At 46.8% G+C, this 21,605-nt stretch carries 21 protein-coding genes; 10 read left to right on the top strand and 11 right to left on the bottom strand.

The window, feature by feature from the left end:
- Positions 1–104: 104 nt before the first annotated feature.
- The 9 genes from AAFP11_RS05090 to AAFP11_RS05050 form a co-directional block, all read right to left on the bottom strand.
- Positions 105–293: a peptidoglycan-binding domain-containing protein gene (locus AAFP11_RS05090; protein ID WP_341736037.1), complete on the bottom strand. Its 189-nt coding sequence runs from the start codon at positions 291–293 to the stop codon at positions 105–107.
- On the bottom strand, positions 290–1,141 hold the full coding sequence (locus tag AAFP11_RS05085; protein WP_341736114.1) for a Uma2 family endonuclease: 852 nt from the start codon (positions 1,139–1,141) through the stop codon (positions 290–292). Before AAFP11_RS05085 ends, AAFP11_RS05090 begins: the two co-directional genes overlap by 4 nt.
- A gap of 189 nt (positions 1,142–1,330) precedes the next feature.
- Positions 1,331–1,981 carry an NAD(P)-dependent oxidoreductase gene (locus AAFP11_RS05080; RefSeq protein ID WP_341736036.1) on the bottom strand — a complete coding sequence of 217 codons (651 nt, stop codon included), beginning with the start codon at positions 1,979–1,981 and terminating at the stop codon, positions 1,331–1,333.
- A 42-nt stretch (positions 1,982–2,023) separates the two neighbouring features.
- The gene (locus AAFP11_RS05075) at positions 2,024–2,152 is read right to left on the bottom strand and encodes a hypothetical protein (RefSeq protein WP_341736035.1); all 129 of its coding nucleotides are present in this window, start codon (positions 2,150–2,152) and stop codon (positions 2,024–2,026) included.
- A 65-nt stretch (positions 2,153–2,217) separates the two neighbouring features.
- Positions 2,218–3,054 (bottom strand): AraC family transcriptional regulator, encoded by an 837-nt coding sequence (locus AAFP11_RS05070; protein WP_341736034.1) that lies wholly within the window; start codon positions 3,052–3,054, stop codon positions 2,218–2,220.
- 17 nt (positions 3,055–3,071) lie between these two features.
- Positions 3,072–3,686: a hypothetical protein gene (locus AAFP11_RS05065; RefSeq protein ID WP_341736033.1), complete on the bottom strand. Its 615-nt coding sequence runs from the start codon at positions 3,684–3,686 to the stop codon at positions 3,072–3,074.
- A 67-nt stretch (positions 3,687–3,753) separates the two neighbouring features.
- Entirely contained in the window at positions 3,754–4,881 is a 1,128-nt protein-coding gene (locus AAFP11_RS05060) for a type II secretion system F family protein (protein ID WP_341736032.1), read from the bottom strand.
- A gap of 352 nt (positions 4,882–5,233) precedes the next feature.
- A complete protein-coding gene (locus AAFP11_RS05055) occupies positions 5,234–6,328 on the bottom strand; it encodes a type IV pilus twitching motility protein PilT (protein WP_341736031.1) in 1,095 nt (364 codons plus the stop codon).
- Positions 6,329–6,594: 266 nt separating this feature from the next.
- Positions 6,595–8,595 carry a GspE/PulE family protein gene (locus AAFP11_RS05050; protein WP_341736030.1) on the bottom strand — a complete coding sequence of 667 codons (2,001 nt, stop codon included), beginning with the start codon at positions 8,593–8,595 and terminating at the stop codon, positions 6,595–6,597.
- Between the two features lie 500 nt (positions 8,596–9,095).
- Here AAFP11_RS05050 and AAFP11_RS05045 point away from each other — a divergent pair, with 500 nt between their 5' ends.
- The 10 genes from AAFP11_RS05045 to AAFP11_RS05000 all read left to right on the top strand — a co-directional run bounded on the left by AAFP11_RS05045 (position 9,096) and on the right by AAFP11_RS05000 (position 19,409).
- Positions 9,096–9,713, top strand: a complete 618-nt coding sequence (locus tag AAFP11_RS05045) for an IS607 family transposase (protein WP_341736029.1) — start codon at positions 9,096–9,098, stop codon at positions 9,711–9,713.
- Entirely contained in the window at positions 9,637–10,794 is a 1,158-nt protein-coding gene (locus AAFP11_RS05040) for a transposase (protein ID WP_341736113.1), read from the top strand. The genes AAFP11_RS05045 and AAFP11_RS05040 overlap by 77 nt, the downstream gene beginning before the upstream one ends.
- A gap of 43 nt (positions 10,795–10,837) precedes the next feature.
- Positions 10,838–11,632, top strand: a complete 795-nt coding sequence (grpE, locus tag AAFP11_RS05035; protein WP_341736028.1) for a nucleotide exchange factor GrpE — start codon at positions 10,838–10,840, stop codon at positions 11,630–11,632.
- Between the two features lie 195 nt (positions 11,633–11,827).
- A complete protein-coding gene (gene dnaK / locus AAFP11_RS05030) occupies positions 11,828–13,966 on the top strand; it encodes a molecular chaperone DnaK (RefSeq protein ID WP_341736027.1) in 2,139 nt (712 codons plus the stop codon).
- A 125-nt stretch (positions 13,967–14,091) separates the two neighbouring features.
- The gene (gene dnaJ / locus AAFP11_RS05025) at positions 14,092–15,222 is read left to right on the top strand and encodes a molecular chaperone DnaJ (protein WP_341736026.1); all 1,131 of its coding nucleotides are present in this window, start codon (positions 14,092–14,094) and stop codon (positions 15,220–15,222) included.
- 281 nt (positions 15,223–15,503) lie between these two features.
- On the top strand, positions 15,504–15,791 hold the full coding sequence (locus AAFP11_RS05020; RefSeq protein WP_341736025.1) for a sulfurtransferase TusA family protein: 288 nt from the start codon (positions 15,504–15,506) through the stop codon (positions 15,789–15,791).
- Entirely contained in the window at positions 15,788–16,981 is a 1,194-nt protein-coding gene (gene rsgA / locus AAFP11_RS05015; protein WP_341736024.1) for a ribosome small subunit-dependent GTPase A, read from the top strand. The genes AAFP11_RS05020 and rsgA overlap by 4 nt, the downstream gene beginning before the upstream one ends.
- A gap of 129 nt (positions 16,982–17,110) precedes the next feature.
- Positions 17,111–17,896 (top strand): MotA/TolQ/ExbB proton channel family protein, encoded by a 786-nt coding sequence (locus AAFP11_RS05010; RefSeq protein WP_341736023.1) that lies wholly within the window; start codon positions 17,111–17,113, stop codon positions 17,894–17,896.
- 141 nt (positions 17,897–18,037) lie between these two features.
- Entirely contained in the window at positions 18,038–18,733 is a 696-nt protein-coding gene (locus AAFP11_RS05005; protein ID WP_341736022.1) for a biopolymer transporter ExbD, read from the top strand.
- 478 nt (positions 18,734–19,211) lie between these two features.
- Positions 19,212–19,409: an NblA/ycf18 family protein gene (locus AAFP11_RS05000; RefSeq protein WP_340525411.1), complete on the top strand. Its 198-nt coding sequence runs from the start codon at positions 19,212–19,214 to the stop codon at positions 19,407–19,409.
- A 459-nt stretch (positions 19,410–19,868) separates the two neighbouring features.
- Here AAFP11_RS05000 and AAFP11_RS04995 read toward each other — a convergent pair whose 3' ends face one another.
- Positions 19,869–20,318 (bottom strand): hypothetical protein, encoded by a 450-nt coding sequence (locus AAFP11_RS04995; protein ID WP_341736021.1) that lies wholly within the window; start codon positions 20,316–20,318, stop codon positions 19,869–19,871.
- 93 nt (positions 20,319–20,411) lie between these two features.
- Positions 20,412–21,581: an anhydro-N-acetylmuramic acid kinase gene (locus AAFP11_RS04990; RefSeq protein WP_341736020.1), complete on the bottom strand. Its 1,170-nt coding sequence runs from the start codon at positions 21,579–21,581 to the stop codon at positions 20,412–20,414.
- Positions 21,582–21,605: the final 24 nt, after the last annotated feature.

The raw sequence follows: 21,605 nt of genomic DNA, 5'->3' as shown, positions 1-21,605 counted from the left end.
CATCAGCAGAGTTCTGTATCCATAAGTCCAAGCTCTTCTGAGAACTCTGCCAATTCAGCAACATATCTTCTGTTCAAGATTTTGTTAACTCAATAGCGAACACCTCAAGCCAGTTGTTGGCGAGTGCTAGTTCCAACAATTCCGTCTGGCTTCAAACCCTTCTTCTGCTGAAATTCCTTGACAGCTTTGTCTGTTGCTGGCCCAAATTCACCATCAGTCCCAACTACAGAGTGCCTTTTTACCCGATCGCAAAGCCGAAGGGCCTTCTGACTTCTTGCGATCGCCCGATTCAACCAATATCATCTGCATCAGGATCAATACCCATTGCTAGCAGCCGCTCTGCAAGTCGCGCCGCTTTTTGTTCCGCCCGTTCAGCACGCTGACGCTCCTGTTCAGCACGTTGATGTTCCTGTTCAGCACGTTGATGTTCCTGTTCAGTTCTGAGTTTTTCAAGTTCAGCCCTTTCGTCACCAATTAACAACAAATTCCCGTGAATATCCCACCACCGCAACCAAAGTTGCGTTTGATTTTGATAACTTCCCTGCCAGAGTCCCAACTCAATTTCTAATGGTTCAATCGGATAGTGACCGCGTTGATTAGGTTCGAGTTTTTGATAAGCAAAATCTCTCAAATGATAGACTTCTAATCGATCGTTGCTCATCTCATAAATGCCGTAGTAAGGAATCCGAATAATTTGTTCGTAAACCCAAAACTTACCCGGTTTTTGCACCTCTCCTTCATCAGTCATCAACAGAGGAGTGGCATCCCGTTCTTCATTGCCATTTCCGCTGGCAAATTCCAAAGCAATTAAAGGTGCTAAATGTTCTCGCCACAGCACGTAAGAACGGCGATATTTTCCCTGTTCCGGGCCTGCTGAAACATTCGGCACGTAGAACCAGTCTGGAGCTTCTGCCCCTTTTTCCGGTGGCTCAGTTTCCCGCCAATAAATCCCAGAATCTTGTCCGATGCAGTAGCGTCCGTCGGGATGTCGCCGTTGCAAAACAGGCCCGATGGCATCGGTAAGAATTATGCTTTGAGGATGCTCCTGAAAATTTTTCACGAAAGTACCGTCAGACTCAGGAAGTTGTGTATGATCTGGAAATGCGGGGGGCAGACCTATGTCAATTAATGTTTCCGACATAATTTTAGGGCGATCGGAGCTATTGTTAGTCATTTTATCATAATTTACGATCGAAAGCAATTTAGTCACAAGCCCCCGAAGCCGCGGTCACAATCTCAAATCTCAAATCTCAAATCGAGTCTAGCAAGTGGCGTGGATTGAGGGGGCTTATGACTGGTTCGCTCTAAAATATCGATGCGAAAATGTGCCTCAATAAGCAACAGTCATACGACGGCGAATAAACTGAGGACTCTCAACTTCATCAATCAGGGCCATCGCAAAATCCTCAGCCGAAATCCGGCTCCTCCCCTGTTCGTCAACAACCAACATATCGCCTCCCAACCGAAATCTACCCGTCCGTTCGCCTGCTTCAAATTCCGCCGCCGGACTGATAAAAGTCCAATCTAAATCAGCAGTTTTGTAAACACCAAGTGCCTCCCGATGAGCAAGAGATGCCGCACGATACTGTTCTGGAAAATCAGGAGTATCGACAAGTTGAACGCCCGGAGTTATTTCGAGACTACCTGCACCGCCAACAACAACCAAGCGATTAATCCCCGCACGAGATAAGCCGTCAATCAGCGCATAAGCTGCTGTTACAATATCTCTAGCTAAAATCGGGTCATTAGCAGTAGCAACACCAGGCCCGGCGGCGCTGATGACGGCATCATGTCCTGTGACAATTTCAGCAACACTACCAGCATCGAGAACGTTACCCACAACCACATTTAGGCGATCGCCAGAGATAGAAAAACGCGACGCATCCCGGACGATCGCCGTTACATCATGTCCCCGCATCAATGCTTCAGAAACAATGCGACTCCCAGCCATGCCATTTGCACCAAATAATGCCAGTTTCATTGAAAATCTCCTGTTTTACGTGTTTAAACTACTCAATTTCTCTTAAACATGGCGATTAAACCATTCAGAAACATTGCTAACTGCTAGATCGATCGTTTCCGGGTCTTCATAAATGCGATCGTTCTTTTTTGACTCAACATACGTTTCTGTATGAAAGGCAGCATAAGTCACTTACGCCTGCCAAGTCTTGTAAATTCTCCCGATAAATTGCAAAATCTCGTGGTGTTTGTTTTACCTCACAGCCGATCGCGATACTGTCGCGGAGTCACACTGGTATAGCGGCGAAAAACATTAGTAAAATGACTTTGGTCGCAAAAGCCGACGGTTTGACTAATATCAGCAAGGGTTAATTGCGGATTAGAGAGCAATTTTTTGGCTCGATCGATGCGGCACTGCAATACATATTGATGGGGAGAAACTCCCGTACTTTGTTTAAAGATTTTACCAAAATGGTGTGAGCTCATCTGCACAACTTCTGCCAGATCTGCCAAACCGATATCGCGATCGAGATCATCTTGAATATAATCAATAATCTGCTGCAACTTGGATGGAGATAGTTTGCCTAATTTAGGATAATTGGTAATTTTTACTGTACAGTGATGTCGCAGCAAATGCACTGCCAGCAAAGTTTGTACCGATTCAAAATAAAGCCGATCGCGATTATCGCCCCGCTCCACTTCCGCGCTCAAAGTAAGGGCAAGCTGTTCTAAAAGCGGGTCACGAATGGCAAAGCGATCGATTAATTCGATTGTTTGAGGTGCGCTAACGCAACTTTGCATCGCAATCTGTTCTAATACCGTAGCAGGCAAATAGATATCTAATATTTCAACAGCAGATTCCCAAAACCATTCAGGTTGTCGAAAAGCAGGTACAAAAGTGAAGAAACCAGGCAATGTTAGCCGCTCAATCAACTTTCCGCCGTCTAACCGCCGCTCTAAACGCCGTTCTAAATTGCCCGGATTCGCAATGTGGAGACTGATACAATGGTCTGGTATTCCCAAGTCAGAAATTCGCTCTCCCGGTGGAGCATAAACTGTGCGTTCCGCGCGCAAACTATGTTTAAATATCGGCATAGGCGATCGCACCAACCCTACAATTCATAACTCTCTTCACCCAGACTTCCCAGTTCCCCACTACCCAGAAACTCTTCCTCCTCTACTTCCTCAATCCCAGAGTCGAAACTTTCCACCACAAACGGCAAACCAGCCCCCATTAAACCTCGCTGAATCAGTTCCGGCGTTTCATCAAACAACACAAATAAAGGATGAATAGCCTCAGCTTTATCGCTGAAAATATGCCTGTAGCGATGTGGCATCAACCACTCATAATCTTTATCCAGCCAAACCTGACACTGCCGCCAGCGACCGAGTAACTCAGAAAACTCCTCATCGGGGCGATGAATAAAAATCAAAATTTCCACCCCAATTTTAACTTTCCATTCAGGATCGCACATCAAAATCGCCAAATCGCATGGCAGACAAGCAGCCTGTCCAGCCAATATACTAGCACCACTACTCCCCGCATAGGAAACTCCCTCTCGCAGCCGCGCGATCGGCAAAGGAATTACGATTAAACTATCATTGATGCGGCGGATACTCGGAATCATTTCCATGTAAAGCCGATATTTTTTCAGCAGTTCAAGTGTTGCAGAAGATTCACTATATTGTGCTAATAAAGCTTCGTAATGTGATTTTTTAATGGACATTATAAATCAAGTAATAGGTAACAGTCAACAGTCAACAGTCAACTGTCAACTGCCAACTGACTGTTTTTTACAGCTTCTGGAACACTGCGAACATCGGCAGATACATAGACAGCAAAATCGAACCTACGATACCACCTACGACCACAATCATCAGCGGCTCTAGCATACTCGTGAGTCCTTTTACTGCTTCTTCCACTTCCGTTTCGTAGAAAGCGCCAACTTTCATCAGCATCTTGTCAAGTTCCCCAGTTTCTTCGCCAATTGCGATCATTTGAATTGCCAAAGATGGGAACACTTGCTGTTCTTGCAAAGCAATACTAATCATGCCGCCACTTTGAATTTCTTGTCTTGCATATTCGATCGCATTTGAGATTGCCTGATTCCCCGCCACATCTCGCACAATTTCCAAAGAGTTGAGAATCGGCACACCCGATCGCGTCAGCGACCCAAATATCACACAAAATCGAGCCACAGCCGATTTTTCCAGCAAATCTCCAAAAATCGGCGCCTTCATCATCATCTTATCAACTTGCAGATGACCTACTGGAGTTTTGTAGTACATCCCGAATGCAATATTTAGCGCTATAATCACCCCAATAGTTGTCACCTGTTGGATGGGAGGCCAAGCCGTACAAAATGCACTAATTGCCAACATAAACACCGTAAAAGCCGGCAAATCTGCACCAATATCCTTAAAAATTTTCGCAAAAGTTGGTAGCAGAAATATCGTCATTGCGAAAAAAATCACGATCGCGATGGAAAACACAGTCTTCGGATAAGACATAGCCGAGTTAATTTCAGACGACGTCTTATGATTTTTTTCCATCATTACCGCCAGACGTTCTAGTGATTCATCTAAAACGCCTCCGACTTCTCCCGCTGCCACCATACTGATAAACAGTTGGTCAAAAACATCAGGAAACTTCGCCATTGATTCTGCCAAATTTATCCCCTCTTGTACGTCAGCATTCATGCTCCTGATCGCTCGTTTCAACTTAGGATTAGAACACTGTTCCTGCAACACAGAAAGACATCTAACGATGGCAACCCCTGCATTAAACATCGCCGAAAACTGACGAGCAAAAATCGCTAAATCTTTAATAGTAACACTGCTAAAAGTGTACTCTATTTGCTCCTGGATTTGATTAAAGCTAAAGCTGCTTTTAGGCTTTTCTCTGATAACATTCGTTGCCATATATTGCCTCTGGGATTTTAGTGAAAATTAGTAATCAGTAGTTATTGGGAATGGGGCATCGCTGCACTGGGCATCGCTGCACTGGGCATTGGGCATCGCTGCACTGGGCATAGGTTAGTTGTTATGGGTAATTGGTAATTGGTTATGGGTTACTGGTTAGTTACTGGTTACTGGTTGCTGGTTATTGTTTAGTTGTTACTGGTTACTTATTTAACCAATGCCCAATGCCCAATGCCCCATTCCCAATGCCCAATTCCCAATTCCCAATTCCCAATTTCCAATTCCCAATTCCCAATTCCCAATTTCCAATTCCCAATTCCCAATTCCCAATTCCCAATTCCCAATAACTGAATTAATGACCCCCTGTCTTTGCACCAACTGGTGCAGGGCCAATCAAGCGTTCGAGTTCATCAGCCTTAGAAGCCTTAGCCATTGCCGATTCCCAAGAGACTTTACCAGTTTTGTAAAGTTCAGCTAAAGCCATTTCCATTGTCCTCATACCCAACTTCGCCCCCATTTGGATTTGAGAGTAAATCATGGGAGTTTTCCCCTCCCGGATCAAGTTAGACATAGCAGGAGTATTCAGCATGATTTCCATAGCACAGCAACGGCCGCCGCCAATTTTTACAACTAAATTTTGGCTGCAAATTCCCACCAAAGAGTTAGATACCTGAGCGCGAACCTGGGGTTGTTGAATGGGGGGGAACACGTCCAAAATCCGATCGATCGTAGCAGCCGCAGAATTAGTGTGCAGCGTTCCCATGACCATGTGACCCGTTTCCGCAGCCGAAATTGCCAGACCGATCGTTTCCAAGTCGCGCATTTCCCCCACCAGAATCACATCAGGATCTTCCCGTAGAGCAGCCTTCAGCGCATTAGAAAAGCTCTTAGTATCTTCGCCCTTTTGACGCTGGTGAAACAAACTCTTGATATTGGGAAACACATATTCGATCGGGTCTTCAACTGTCAGAATATGTTCCGCCCGCGTCCGGTTGACCAGATCCAACAAAGCCGCCATCGTCGTTGTTTTCCCAGAACCCGTTTGTCCCGTCACTAAAAGCATACCTCTGGGTCTTTCCGTCAGATCCCGCAAAATCTGTGGCACACCTAAAGCATCGGCGTTCGGAATCTTAGAAGCCAAAGCCCGCATGCAAGCAGCCCAAGCACCCCGTTCCCGGTAAACGTTCACCCGGAACCGAGCCAAACCCTTAACACCGTAAGCGCAGTCTAATTCCCACTCCATTTCCAATTGCTTGCGCTGCATATTGTTGAGCATTTGGAAGATCAGGATCTGCACTTCCTCAGCAGACATAATTTCCCCGTATTGTGGCTGAGGAGTTAGTTTCCCGCTCACCCGGAAGAAAATAGGTGCGCCCGCTTGGATGTGTATATCTGAACCCCCTTGCTCTACCAGGGACTCCAGTACGTCTTCAATCATCAGACCCATAGATATATCTCCCTAATCAAGTTGATAGTTATTGACCAATTTAACTCAGTTATTTGTTGTCTGTTGTCTGTTGTCTGTTGTCTGTTGTCTGTTGTCTGTTGTCTGTTGTCTGTTGTCTGTTGTCTGTTGACTGTTGACTGTTGTTTTTCTAATAACCGATTACCAACAACTACTGACTACTGACTACTGACTACTGACTACTGACTACTGACTACTGACTACTGACTACTGACTACTGACTACTGACTACTGACTACTGAATCAATCTAGAAAACGCGCGGAGTCAAACAGTAGGGACAATCCAGCATCTCCGGCTTCAATTCCGCCTGACAAGTCTTACAGGTTAGTCCCTGCTTGCGTTTCGCTTTCAATTCTGCCTCCAGCCCAGAGTCGGTAAAAGTCACCCGCTCCACTTCTTCAAAGGTAGTCGCCCCTTCTCGCACTAACTGCAAGCTATAAGCCAACAAGGTTTTCATCCCTTCTTCTACTGCTGCTTCCTTAATTTGCTCTGTGGGAGCACCTTGAGTAATCAGAGCTTGCAGCCGCTCAGTATTTTTCAGGAATTCGTAAACCCCTACCCGTCCTTTGTAGCCGATACCACCGCACTTGGTACAGAGTTGCTCCCGATCGGCCAATTCCTTCCTCTGTTCAACTGCTATGGTGTTAGCTTTGTAGACAGTCAGATCCATTTCTTGAGTAGCCGACAGACCGTACCGACCGAGTTCTTCGGCCGTGGGCTGGTAAGGAATGCGACATTTGTCACAAACCCGGCGCATCAAACGCTGAGCCAACACGCCTAACAAAGCTGCCGAAACCATGAAGGGTTCTACGCCCATTTCGTCCAAACGGGCGATCGCACCGGCCGCATCATTAGTGTGGAGCGTAGTCAACACCAAGTGTCCGGTCAAAGCAGCTTCCAGAGCGGTTTTCGCCGTTTCCTTATCCCGCGTTTCCCCCACCAGCAGCACGTCAGGGTCTTGCCGCAAAAACGCCCGCAGAATATTGGAAAAAGTCAAGTCTTTTTCCCTAATTACTTGACACTGGGTAATTCCGGGCAAAGCATATTCGATCGGGTCTTCCGCCGTACTGATATTAATCCCCGGATCATTCTTTTCTGCCAGAATGGAATAGAGCGAAGTGGACTTACCCGAACCCGTCGGCCCAGTCACCAAAATCAGTCCGAAGGGACGACTGGCAGTTTCTCGCACCAAAGCCAGAGTTTCTTGATCCGAGATTAACAAACCCAGACCCAACTGAGTGCTGGAACTGTCCAAAATCCGCAGCACAATTTTTTCGCCGTAACGAGAAGGCAAGCTATTTACCCGGAAATCCACCGTCCGTCCTTCAAATACCCGGCGGATGCGACCATCTTGAGCTTGTCTGCGTTCGGCAATGTCCAAATTGGCAATAATTTTGAAGCGGGCAGTAATCCCTTGCACCACTTGTTTGGGAAATCGGAAATATTCTTGCAGCACCCCGTCCTTCCGCATCCGAATCCGCATGAACTCTTCTTGAGGTTCTACGTGGATGTCAGACACTTTTTCCGATAAAGCTTTAGCCAAAATGATGTTCACCGCTTTGATGACAGGAGCTTGGTCCATGTCATTTATGGTGTCAGCGATGTCTTCTGTATCGGCAGAAACCTCTTCTAAGGAGAGTTCGCCAAAGTCTCCCTCCCCTAGGGAAAGCTTTCTCTCCTTTTCGGCTTCAGCCATTTTGGCTGCTATCTTAACTTGGTCTTCTTGATAGGCAGAAGTAATGTCTTGATAGTCATCTGGCGTAATCACCCGTCGCTGAAAACTCAACCCTTTCAAAATCCGCCGCAAATCTTCTTGAGCATCCAGGTTGTCAGGATCGACCATTGCCACTACTAGCGCCGGAGGTTCAGTTTCTGTCTTCGCCACAGGCAAAAACCGACGTTGACGACAAATGTCGATCGACATTTTCAAGTCATCGAGCATTGCTCCAAGTTGCTCGTTAGACAGTTCGCTCAATTCCGGGTCAAACGCTTCAACCCCGTAGACTATTTTCAGTTCAAACATCTGCTGCTTTTTGTAAAGCCGCAGCAATTCTGGCGGCAAGGGCAGCCCAGTAGCAGATTCTAGTACCTCCGTCAACCGCTTACCTGACTTTTTACTTTCAAGTTGAGCTTTCTTCAGTTGGTCGCTGTTGACGTAACCAGACTGAATCATCTTGTTGAGAGCGGGAGTAAACAGGCTGGTAGTAACTATAGATGTGGAGAAACGCCGATCGGATGTGTTAGTCATTTACCTAAAACCCGCGGGAGACTCCCGTGATAGCAGAGAGGGCGCAGCACTTGGGCATTGCCCTTACCGGGAGAGGAAAGCGGGGCGGGGTGTATCGCTTTCCAACGATAATTTTATATTCTGTTCAAGCTTGCTTGACGGGAATCTACCGGCCATAACTTAACATTGGTTTCCTCTTGCAACCAGAAGAGACTAATCTGGAGGCAACAGGCCTAACTTGTTGAATTTGACCGCAGGATGTTAAACATTGCCTGTTCTGTGATGATAGCTTTTACAAAGCCTTCGATCGGTCTAGTGAGATATATTTTGATTAATCAACTGCCCATCCTCCGGTCCTCACCAAGGCCGATTGGAAGCAGGTCAATTTGCCGTCAGCAAATACTACACAGAGGGCGCGTCTCTTCCGACTGCTGACACAAAGTAAATGATTTCCTAGAAAGTTTCGGTAAATCCCTGTAAAATCTGGTACTATGTATTGAGAACAAAAATACCATCTAGCGATGACCAGATATGTCACACCGCGAGAAGCTTGCAAAATCCTGCAAGTCTCAGATAAAACCCTTAGAAACTGGGAACTTGCCGACAAAATATCAGCCATCAGAACCCCATCCAACCAGCGACGCTACGACATCGACAGCGTTCTTGGAACCGGACACGACCGAATTACAGCCATCTACGCCCGGGTCAGTAGCTACAAACAGCGAGAAGACCTCGACAGACAAGTCAGCTACCTCCAAAGTCTCTATCCGCAAGCTAAAGTCTTCAAAGACATCGGATGCGGACTCAACTTTAAAAGAAAAGCGCTGCTTGCCCTTCTGGGACAAGTCATGTCAGGAGATATCTCAGCAGTTGTGGTCGGACACCAAGACAGGCTCGCAAGGTTCGGTGGCGATCTCATCAAATGGATCTGCGAGCAAAACAATTGCCAACTCATGGTTCTCAGTAGAAATGAGTTGTCTCCAGAACGAGAAATGGTTGAAGATATCCTTGCCATCATCCACGTCTTTAGTTGCCGACTCTACGGTCTCCGAAAATACAAATCTGCTATCAAAGAAGATTCGAGTTTACCCGGAAACCAAGCTAGCAGCGAAATGGAGGACTTGGATCTCAGCAAGTAGGTGGTGTTACAACCAAGCAATTGCTATTCTTAAAAACGAAAAAATTGGCAAGTACGATTTAAGAAAGAAGGTAATGGACTCGGCTCCTAAGTGGGTATCCGAGCAGCCTTACAATCCGCGACAAATGGCAGTATTTCAAGCTTTTGAAGCGCACAAAGCTGCTAAGAAAGTCAAAGGAACGGCAAAGTTTAGAAGCCGTTTTGACACATCTGGGACTATCCGGTTCCAAACATCTAACTGGAAGTTGGGTACTTTTTACCCAAATTCTACCAAGGGGCTAAGCTTTAAAACATCAGAACCAATCGTTGAGGTAATGCAACACGAACCAACACTCAGCTTGATTAACAGGCAGTGGTTTATCTGCTATGCGATTGATGCACGAGGAATGAAGCCAATCAATAGCGATTTGGCGATCGCGTTAGATCCGGGTGTTAGAACTTTCCTTACTGGTTTTGACGGCAGTGGTTTCATCGAAATAGGGAAAAACGATATTGGCCGCATCTATCGGCTAGCAAGACATCTCGATAAATTAATGTCGCGAATTGGGGTAAGTAAAGGAAGGCAATTCAAACGACTGAGGTATTGCTTGCGAAAATCAGCAGCAAAAATCAGAATCAAAATCAAAAACTTAGTCAATGAATTGCACAAAAAAGCTGCAAAATATTTGACAGGTAAGTACAAGTTAATTTTCTTGCCAACCTTTGAGACACAACAAATGGTCAAGAAAGGTAAGCGCAGGTTGGCAACTAAAACCGCTAGAGCGATGGTCACTTTGAGTCATTATCGTTTTCAACAAATGTTGAAGCATCAAGCCACCAAACACGGTGGTGTTGTAGTAGACGTAACAGAAGAGTACACATCGAAAACTTGCTCAAAATGTGGGCATATCCATACTAAATTGAGCGGGTCTAAAGTTTTTAAATGTCCAGAATGCGGACACATTCTAGATAGAGATCAAAATGGCGCTTTCAATATTTTGTTGAAAGCTTTGAGAGATACCTCCTTGACAGGAGAGCTTGTTGCTTTCTCTGTCTTGCCATACACGGTTATTCCTGGCTTAGTCCGGGATTTACCGGATTAAATGTATCTGCTAGAATTGATAGGGTTCTGTCGCACAGATATATATGATTGACGAGGAAAAACAGCAACATCAAGATCCTAGCTCAACGGGGGAAACCCCAGAGAGTTCGCCAATGGTAAGCGAAAATCCGCCGCCAGCATCCGCAAACTCCAATGCAGCAGCCGATTGGGAGCTGGAACTTGCTCAAGCTTATCAAAGTGCTCAGGTCGATCCCGGGGCGACTCACAATGCCGGGGAAACAGGCTCCTCTAGTTCCAGCAACAGCGTCACTGCTGATGCTACGGAGTTGCTCAAGAGAGAGCTGGCACAAGCAACCAGCGACAAAGAGAGTTTAAAAGCTCAGTTGCAAGCCTATTCTACTCAATTAGAAGATCTGAAAAATCAAAATCTCCGCTTAGCAGCAGATTTTGAAAACTTCCGCAGGCGCACCCAAAAGGAAAAAGAAGAGTTAGATTTACAGGCAAAATGTTTAATTATCAAACCCCTGTTGCCAGTAATTGATAACTTTGAGCGGGCAAGAGCCCACATTAAGCCACAAACAGATGGCGAAATGAACATACACAAAAGCTACCAAAGCGTTTACAAGCAAATGGTAGAATGCCTCAAACAAATCGGAGTTTCTCCGATGCGTCCAGAAGGTGAACAGTTTGACCCCAACCTCCACGAAGCTTTGCTCAGCGAACCAACTGACGAACAGGAAGAAGGCACAATCATCCAAGAACTAGAACGAGGCTATACTCTGGGCGATCGCGTCTTGCGGCACGCCAAAGTTAAAGTTGCAGCGCCGGGGCTATCTGTGGTAGCCTCAGATGACCATCCTGATAGTTCGGAAGGTTGATCGGGATCAAACCTACTGCATTCTGGAAGCTGAAGCAGAGGCTACGTTCACATTTAAGAAACGTTGCAGTGCGATCGTCCCTAAAATATCGATAGCCTCAACGCTTCAAACTGTACAGGCCGTAACAGACCCCCGAATAGAATTCGGGGGTTTGAAAAATTTTTGTAAATATCCCACGAAGTTTTATGAGGCGCTATGGGAAAGGTGATAGGCATCGACTTAGGCACAACCAACAGTTGCGTAGCTGTGTTAGAGGGCGGTAAACCAGTCGTGATCGCCAATTCTGAGGGCGGTCGCACAACTCCGAGCATAGTAGGATTTGGCAAAGGGGGCGATCGCTTAGTAGGTCAATTGGCCAAGCGGCAAGCTGTCACTAATGCTGTAAACACTGTCTACAGCATCAAACGATTTATCGGACGTCGTTGGGATGACACAGAAGAAGAAAGATCCCGGACACCCTATACCTGCATTAAAGGCAAAGACGATACCGTTAACGTCCAAATTCGGAACAAGGTTCACACCCCCCAAGAAATTTCGGCAATGGTACTCCAAAAGCTGAAGCAGGATGCAGAAGCTTATTTGGGACAACCTGTTACCCAAGCCGTGATTACAGTCCCGGCCTACTTCACCGATGCCCAGCGACAAGCGACTAAGGACGCAGGTACGATCGCGGGTTTAGAAGTCCTGCGGATAGTCAACGAACCGACAGCCGCCGCCCTTTCCTACGGCTTGGACAAACAAAATATAGAACAAAAAATCTTAGTATTTGACCTCGGCGGCGGTACTTTCGATGTTTCCATCCTGCAACTGGGAGACGGAATTTTTGAAGTCAACGCCACTGCGGGTAATAATCATCTGGGAGGAGATGACTTTGACAACTGCATCGTGCAGTGGCTGGTTGAAGCTTTTCGCACCAAAGAAGGCACAGACCTGTCAAAAGACAAAATGGCCTTGCAACGCCTCCGAGAAGCAGCAGAAAAAGCAAAAATAGAACTTTCTAGTTGCGAATCAACCTCCATCAATTTGCCCTTTATTTCCTCCGATGAAAAAGGGCCAAAGCATCTGGAAATGCCACTTTCCAAAGCTAAGTTTGAAAAACTGGTCGCTCATTTAGTCCAAGCCACGATCGACCCTGTGACTCAAGCCCTCAAAGATGCCAGTTTGACCCCAAAAGACATAGATCGAATTATTTTAGTAGGAGGGTCAACCCGGATTCCGGCAGTTCAAGAGGCAATTAGCAAATATTTTGGTGGCGTGTCTCCCGATAAATCGGTCAATCCTGACGAAGCTGTAGCCGTAGGTGCCGCCATTCAAGCAGGGGTGTTGGGTGGCGAGGTCAAGGATTTGCTACTGCTAGACGTGACTCCCCTGTCCCTCGGACTGGAAACCTTGGGCGGAGTGTTCACCAAAGTCATTGAACGCAATACCACTATCCCCACCAGTCGATCGCAAATGTACAGCACAGCCGCAGATGGGCAAACTTCGGTAGAAATTCATGCGCTGCAAGGTGAACGGGCATTAGTCAAAGACAATAAAAGTCTGGGAAAATTCCTGCTCAAAGGTATTCCCCCAGCACCCCGCGGCATACCTCAAATCGAAGTTACCTTTGAAATCGATGCCAACGGTATTCTGAAAGTTTCAGCTCAAGACAAGGGAACCTCAAAAGAACAAAGCATCCAAATTTCCAATACAGGAGGATTGAGCGAAACCGAAGTCGAGCGGATGAGACAAGAGGCAGAACTTTACGCCGAAGAAGACCTCGAACGGGCCCAAATTGCCGAACTCAAAAATCAAGCCGACACCCTGGTCTATAATTGTGGTGTCACCTTAAAAACCAATGCCCAATTACTAAGCGACGACCTGAAGGCAGAAGCCCAAACAGCATCTGTTACCTTGCGGGCAGCGATGGCTAACCCAGACATCACCAGCCAAGAACTCGAAGCACAAATCGAATCTTTCAAGCAACTGCTATACTCGCTTGGTACTGCTGTTTACGAGCAAGCTCGGAACGAGGAAGCCACTTCCCCCACTGTGGTTGCCAGCGAATCGGTGCCAGAATTAGATGAGGTTGCAGTTAGCGATGAAAGTATCTTGCCGACAGAAGACCTAATGACAATCGCGGAACCAACGCTGAAACCAAAGGCGGAACCAAAGCCGGAACCAAAGCCGGAATTAAGGCCCGAACCAAAGCCGGAATCAAAACGGCAACCAAAGCCGGAACCAAAGCCGGAACCAAAGCCGGAACCAAAACGCGAAAAACAGCAAAATCTACAGACAAAACCAAAACCACAGGTTCCCGAACCTGAAGTTGATGATATGAATCCTTTCCTTTAAAAATTAAAAATTAAAGATTAAAAGTTACAAATAAACGCTCGTAATTTTTAATCTTTAACATCTGGAAAGGTCAATAGTTTCTTTTTCGTACACTTTTTGTTATTTACCTCCAGGCAAACAGCTTTATGGCCGGCGATTACTATGAAATATTAGGCGTTTCTCGAAGCGCAGACAAAGAAGAAATTAAGCGTGCCTACCGCCGCCTAGCTCGTAAGTACCATCCAGACGTGAATAAAGAACCCGGTGCCGAAGACCGGTTTAAAGAAATTAACCGCGCTTACGAGGTACTGTCAGAGCCGGAAACCCGTGCTCGCTTTGACCGTTTTGGCGAAGCAGGGGTTAGTGGTGCAGGAGCGCCGGGGTTCCAAGACTTCGGCGACAGTTTTGCCGATATTTTTGAAAGCTTCTTTCAGGGTTTTCAGGGAGGGGTAGGCGGTCCACAACAACAAGGTCGCAGACGCAGCGGGCCCGTGCGCGGTGACGATTTACGCCTCGATTTGCGGCTAGATTTTCGCGAAGCAGTGTTCGGTGGGGAAAAAGAACTCCGCATCAAGCACCTAGAAACCTGCGAAACTTGCACAGGCACCGGCGCAAAACCGGGAACCAGACCCCAAACCTGCTCGACTTGCAGTGGCGGTGGCCAAGTCCGGCGCGCTACCCGTACTCCCTTTGGCAGTTTTACTCAAGTTTCAGTTTGCCCCACCTGCAATGGCACCGGGCAAGTGATTGAGGACAAGTGCGAAACTTGTGGCGGCCGCGGCCAAAAAGAAGTGATGAAAAAGCTGAAAATTACCATCCCGGCAGGGGTTGACAATGGTACTCGTTTGCGCGTTTCCAATGAAGGGGATGCTGGCAAACTGGGGGGGCCACCAGGGGATTTATACGTGTTCTTGGCTGTGAGTGAAGACCCCGTATTTAAGCGCGAAGGTACTAACATTAACTCGGAAGTTAAAATTAGTTACTTGCAAGCTATTTTGGGGTGTCGCTTGGAGGTGGAAACTGTAGATGGGCCGACGGAATTGTTGATTCCTACGGGAACTCAAGCGAATACTGTTCTGACTCTGGAGAAAAAAGGGGTGCCTCGGTTGGGCAATCCAGTCAGTCGTGGCGATCATTTAATTGTGGTGTCTATTGACATTCCGACTAAGGTGACGACGGAGGAGCGGGAGTTGTTGATGCAGTTGGCTAAGCTTAAGGGCGATCGAACTGGAAAAGGTGGCTTGGAAGGATTTCTGGGCAATTTGTTTCAGAAGTAAGCAAAAAAATGAGCGCAGTTTATTATTTCTGAAAAAAATGAGCGCAATTGCGCTCATTTTTTATTAAAATAATAATAAATTGCCTCTTCGGGATTTACGCACGCCGAGTCAAAAACCTGCTGGTTGAGCCCTTCGACGGAGTTTATGCTGAGCGTAGTCGAAGTGCTCAGGATAAACTGCATCGAAACCAGTTTTTTCTTCCTTCTTCCTTCTTCCTTCTTCCTTCTTCCTTCTTCCTTCTTCCTTCTTCCTTCTTCCTTCTTCCTTCTTCCTTCAGCTATATGAATTCAACATCGAAAATTGAAAATCCCCAATCCCCAGATGCTCAGCTCGATCTGCGGGGTACCCCCTGTCCGATCAATTTTGTCCGAACTAAACTGCGGTTGGAGCAAATGGCTCCTGGAGCGGTTTTGGAGGTTTGGTTGGACGCTGGGGAGCCGATCGAACAAGTGCCGGATAGTCTAAAAATGGAAGGCTACCAGATTCTACAAACCCAATTTGTGGCTGGTGAGGATAATTCTGGTTTTTTTGCGATGCAAGTGCAGCGACCTGAGCAGGAAGCAGCATGAGCCGGGACTCCTCCTTGATTACGGGTACTGTTGTGGCTGTTCATGCTAACTTCTATCAAGTGAGGTTAGATCCAGATGCAAGCACTGAGGGGGAAAATCCTCTCTGGGCAGATCTACGAGTTCTCCTGTGTACTCGTCGCACTAGACTGAAAAAAATTGGTCAACAGGTGATGGTGGGCGATCGCGTCGTGGTAGAAGAACCAGACTGGAACGATCGCAGGGGTGTGATTTCTCAAGTGTTTCCCCGCCAAACAGAACTCAATCGGCCGCCTGTAGCTAATGCCGATCGCATTCTACTCGTTTTTGCCCTCACGGAGCCGGACTTAGACCCCGCATCATTAACTCGGTTTTTAGTCAAGGCAGAATCTACAGGTTTAGAGGTGAGTTTGTGTCTCAACAAATGCGATTTAGTCACGGCAGAGGATTTGGCACAGTGGCGCGATCGGCTGAAAGGATGGGGATACGAACCCATGTTTATTAGTGTCCGTAGCGGCTTAGGAATCTACAAGCAAACCGCTAATGACAGTCAAAATCCAGTTTCTGCCACAAACCCAAATTTATTAGACAAAATCGATAGCTCCCTTCTTCCTTCTTCCTTCTTCCTTCTTCCTTCTTCCTTCTCTCTCCAAAGTCACCTCCAAGGCAAAATAACCGTAATTTGCGGCCCTTCTGGAGTGGGTAAGTCCAGCTTAATCAACCAACTAATTCCGGCACTGAATCTGCGAGTCAGTGCTGTTTCGGGCAAACTAGGGCGCGGCAGACACACTACTCGCCATGTAGAATTGTTTGAACTCCCAGGTGGCGGACTTTTGGCCGATACTCCTGGCTTTAATCAGCCCGCACTTGAATGCGAACCATCTGAGTTAGCTCAATATTTCCCAGAAGCTCGTCAGAGGCTGGCTTTGGGTAGTTGCCAGTTTAGCGACTGTTCGCACCGAAGTGAGCCTAACTGCGTTGTGCGGGGCGATTGGGAGCGCTATGAGTATTACTTGCAGTTTCTCTCTGAGGCGATCGTCCGTCAGCAACAAGAGCTAAACTCTACCAGTGCCGAGGCGAGTTTGAAGCAGCAAACTAAGTCTGATGGTACGCAGCAATATGAACCCAAGTTGCAAACTAAAAAATATCGCCGTTCTTCTCGCCGCCTTCAACACCAGTCGCTGCAAGATATGTGTCAAGACGACTTATTCTAGGTTGGAGCAAATAGTCGATCGGCTTCAGAACAGGGTAAATTAATAGCTAAAATTAAATTGCCTTAAATTTCTTAAAAAAAAAGTACAACAGAAGTATCATTTAGCAGGTTATGCGGGAGTAAAAATACTGTGAATATTCAAGAACTGTTTCAAAAAGGCGGCCCAGCCATGTACCCCCTGTTGGTGCTGTCTATTCTATCTGTAAGTACAATTATCGAGCGCTTATGGTTCTGGGCGAGCCTCCTCACTAAGGAAAAGCAAATAGTCAACCGCATCCTCGATGCCGCTCGCAGTGATTGGGGCGCTGCTAATGAAATTGCTAGACAAGCTAATCGACAGCCTATAGGACGATTTTTATCTGCACCTCTGCGACTGTACAATCCTGAACCAGAATTATTTCGACTCGCACTGGAAGCCTCTGCTGATGAAGAGTTGGCTTCTATGCGCCGTGGTGACAAAATCTTAGAAGCGACGATCGCTCTAGCTCCTTTGTTGGGCTTGCTGGGAACTGTTTTGGGTTTGATTAACTCCCTGAGTTCGATCCGGCTGGGCGACATCGGTACCTCGGCAACGACTGGAGTAACTTTGGGGATTAGTGAGGCGCTGATTACTACGGCGACGGGGATGGTAGTCGCAATTTTTACTTTGGCGTTTTATCGCATATTTCAAGCTTTTTTGTTCGATCAGGCTAAAATTTTTCGCAAAGCTGGAAATGAACTGGAATTGCTCTACAGACAATATTGGCCTACGGCTAACGCTAAAGGTCGATCGTCTAGTACAGAAAACACCAATTCTTCCTTTGGTGTCGATGGCTTGAACCGCCATTCCCTCAATTCTCAAGAATCTATGGAACGAAATCGAGAGCCGAAATTGAAAGGTTCCGATCCTGATGTTGATTCAACTTCTAACAAGTGAACTACCTACACCCACCGCTTAGGCGGTAGGTTTGAGGCTTCCAACTTCGACGAAAGGAGCCCATTGGTGTCAACCCGCACTAAGCTGAGTAAAGCTATAGTGGCCCAATCCCCGCCGAGCTAGTTAAAACCTTGAAAAACAATGAAAATTCATCTAGATACTCCTGCTGAAGAGGCTCGGATTGAACTGGTACCTTTAATTGATGTGATATTTTGCATTCTGACGTTTTTTCTGCTGGCTGCTTTGCAACTGACTCGCCAGCAAGCCATTAATGTCGATTTGCCTAAAGCCAAAACAGGACAAACCCAGATGCGAGAAATGCTGATTGTCAGCATTGACGATTTTGGCCAAACTTATATCGACCAATTGCCTGTTAATTATCAACAGCTCGATCGAGTTTTAAACAGTTTCCACAAGCAAAATCCTGCGGGATTGACGGTGCTATACGCTCCTCAAAATGCCAAGTACGCCAAAGTGGTGGAGGTTTTGGATAAATTGCGAGAAGTAGGAGGCGATCGAGTCGCCCTAGCAACTCTTCCTAGTTCGGCTCCATCCCCGCAGCCAACTCCCTCGGTTCCCAATTCTGGCATTCCCGTCGCACCACCCACCGGCAATCGGACTCAACCCCAGCCCTATCCTCTGGCAACTCCCTCGAACCCTCCACAACCTCAGTTACAAGTACCACCGCCCCAGCAGTTGAATCAAAGTCAGTTTCCATCCCCTCTCCCGACTCCTAGCCAGGGGGTTAGCAAATCTCCTGTTTCCCCTGCACCCACTGCTCCTAATATCGGGCCGGGAGTCGCAACTCCATCGCAGAATGTTGCGCCTCAAAATTAGGCAATATATTGATTTATCTAGGCATTGGCCAAACAGGGCATTGGCCAAACAGGGCATTGGGCATCGGACTTCGGACACTGAGCGTAGTCGAAGTGTCGAAGAACCTTCTTCCTTCTTCCTTCTTCCTTCTCCCTTCTTCCTTCTTCCTTCTTCCTTCTTCCTTCTTCCTTAAAAAATCGGTATAAATCGCTGCAATTATTTTGGTTCGTACTGAGCTTTTTTTCTCTAGACAAGTATATATATTTATATATATCTACAGAAGGAACCTTTGTCTGTGGTTAGCCATCTCTACTCATAGATTATTTCTTAGGAAAGATGGCAATTTTGTCAAATCATTGTTACCTTTTGTAATATAGCTAAAGCAAGATGGGCTTTAGGTCATCCTGAAACCAACTAGCGTGAGCTGGAACAACTTACAAAACCGGTGAATCCAGATTTGTACTTTCAAGTCACCTCTACTTGTCAAGGAGTCAAAGTCATGAACCAACCAGCAGAACTATCTTTGGAACAGCAATTTAGCCTGTGTTCCTTCAAGACACAGGTCAATGACATGAGCCGCGAGCAAGCTCAAGAGTTTCTAGTTAAGCTCTACGAACAAATGATGTTGCGGGAAACCATGTATCGTCATTTTCTGAAACACCACTGGGGCCTAGAACCAAACCCAGGTCTTGAGTAATGTCAAGTCGCAGTGGGCGACCTCCGTCTCTTACTCTCTTCCCAGATGGAAATGAGTTGGGGGTGATGGGGCGTCAACTCGAAGCCACAAGTTACAACCTAAGTTACAACCTATAGAAAGCAGAAGGTATTTTAACCTACTCATCCTTGGCTATGAACATTTGAGGCTTTCTGTTCGGATATTTCGATCGCCCAGAGCAAGTTATTTAAATAAATCAAATATATTCGTCTCAACTTCCAGCGGATGAGGTTGAACAAAAATTTCGTGAGTCGGACATCTGAAACCGACATCCGACTAACAAGACTTTAAATTTTTCAATCAAAGCCTAGAACTCAAAAGTGATAGTTTTTCCCTAGACTTACGCCAAAACCGGGTTGTTTACGAAAAGACTGGGTTTGAACCTGGAAAACTTGTGAAAAACCCGGTTTTTTTGGTATTTATGCGTAAGTCTCATAACATCTATTCCGACTGACGTTCCAAGGTAGCCTCCATGGTGCTGGTTAAGTAATGACCAGACATGATGCCGCTAGAGTGGTAGTAGCGGTTGCTATCGACGCGGTGAAGGGTATCAAAACCTGTTCGCCGTTGGCGTTCGTCTCCGAGTACCCAGTAACGTTGGACGATCGACTGGGGAGCGATCCAACCTTCGCCCTCGACGCGGCCAAGTTCGCTGTGCTGGAGCACAAAAGTATACTGCCGTTCATCGCTGTTCAGGTGTCCTCGGTACTGCAAAATAATTTCTTCGCGATCGCCTCCAGGAAACACGAGCTTCGTCACCATATTGAACCAATCTGTTCGGTTCCAGCTCACTAAAGTTTTGCCTTTAACCGTAATTGGCACGCCATTGCGCTCAATCCAACTTCCTTCGAGCATCCATTGGCCTGATTCCATTAAAAACGTGTGAGCCACAGTGCTGTTCCTATGCTTGGACTGCCGGCTACAATGCTGGTGCAACAACGCACAGCCGTTGTCCCCTCAAAGTCTATGGTATCACGATCAACTCTACCAACAGGAGTTAATTTCTCCTAAAAGTACCGGAGCGATCGCACCAGTAACTTGAGGGAGATTGCCGGGAATGCCCCGAACCCGCCATTCGGCCAAAACCGCAAAAGCGATCGCCTCTTTAAAATCTACACTCAAGCCCGCCTCAGAGGTGGTCAACACTTCCACGGGATGCAATAGGGCTTGTAATCGGCGTTTTAAGTAGAGATTGTGGCTACCGCCCCCGCACAGCAAAACTCGATCGGGCATCTGCGGTAAAAAAGTTTGGTAACTGTGAACGATGGAGGCGACTGTCAGTTCTGTCAGAGTAGCCAGCACATCAGCAGGACTGAGCTTGTAATCAGAAGCCTCAACCAAACAACGGTTAAAATAGTCTACACCAAATAACTCTCGCCCTGTAGATTTTGGCGGTTTTTCCAGGAAGAACTCTTGCTGGAGCCAAGCTTCTACTAAAGCTTGACAAGGAGTACCAAGGGCGGCCCCTGCTCCACCTTCATCACAAGTTTTAGTTCCACCTGAGAAGTGTTGCACAGCCAAATCTAATAGAGAATTTGCTGGTCCTGTGTCCCATCCCAAGATGCCATCCCCCCAATGGGAAACCACAGACTTGTCCTTCAATGGGCTATTTTCCCTGGAAGGTAGATAAGTCACATTGCCAATTCCACCAAGATTTTGGATGCACAGATTGAGATTGGGTTGTGCCAACAAGTAAGCATCAACTATAGGCACTAAAGGAGCTCCTTGACCCCCGGCAGCAATGTCTGCCGCTCGAAAGTTGCTCACAGTAGTAATGCCTGTCAATGCCGCCATCAGCGCGCCCCGCCCTAGTTGCAAGCTGTAACCCATCTCCCCCTTCCCAGCAGGTCGGTGGTAGACTGTTTGCCCGTGAGACCCGATTAATTCAGCTCGATCGTACTTTGCTTGAATAGTCAAGGCTGCGGTGGCAAATTCTTGGGCGATGGCATCATCCAATGCTGCTAGTTGGGCCATTGACAAAGCAGCCCCGCTGCAAACTGAAAGAATTTGCGATCGCAAATCAGGAGAATAAGGAAAAGTGTTACCTGCTAACAACTCAATTTTCAAGTCAGTTTGGGAACCGACCACATCCACCAAAGCAGCATCAATGCCATCCACTGAGGTGCCGCTGATCAAACCGATAACGCGAGTCATTCGATTTTAGATTTTAGATTTTAG

The organism is Microcoleus sp. CAWBG640, assembly GCF_020883015.1.
Classification (GTDB): Bacteria; Cyanobacteriota; Cyanobacteriia; order Cyanobacteriales; family Microcoleaceae; genus Microcoleus; species Microcoleus anatoxicus.
Note: the sequence above shows the minus strand (reverse complement) of the source record. Positions and strands in the feature narration are given on the sequence as shown.